Annotated in this window: 1 protein-coding gene; it reads left to right on the forward strand. The window is 38.1% G+C overall.

The genetic code is table 11. From position 1 onward, the window contains the following. Positions 1–431, forward strand: a 431-nt coding sequence (locus tag ACVC08_RS00675) for a condensation domain-containing protein (protein ID WP_452600583.1), incomplete at both ends; no start/stop codon positions are given.

A 431-nucleotide genomic window follows, 5' to 3' on the forward strand; every position in this document is an offset into this window, starting at 1 on the left:
AGCTATTAGAACTAGAAGAAGGAACAATAGGAAAACACGATAACTTTTTCGAGTTAGGTGGGCACTCACTATTAGTAACCCGATTACTATCAAAAATACAAGAACAATTTAAAGTAAAACTACAACTCTCTCAGGTATTTAGCACCCCATTATTAGGGCAGTTATCCCAAGTTATAGCCACTAGTAAAGCAACAATATTACCTAGAATAACAGTTGTAAAAAACAGAGTCCAACTACCGCTATCCTTTGCACAACAACGCCTATGGTTTTTAGCAGAGTTGGGACAAAGTGAAAGGTACCACATACCAGGATTATTAGAAGTGAATGGTGCGCTCAACATAGCGTACTTAGAGCAAAGTATCAATGCATTAGTAGCACGCCACGAGTCATTACGTACAACCTTTAAAAAAGACTCAGAAGGAATAGCCTAC

The sequence above is a fragment of the Pontimicrobium sp. MEBiC06410 genome, assembly GCF_053601615.1.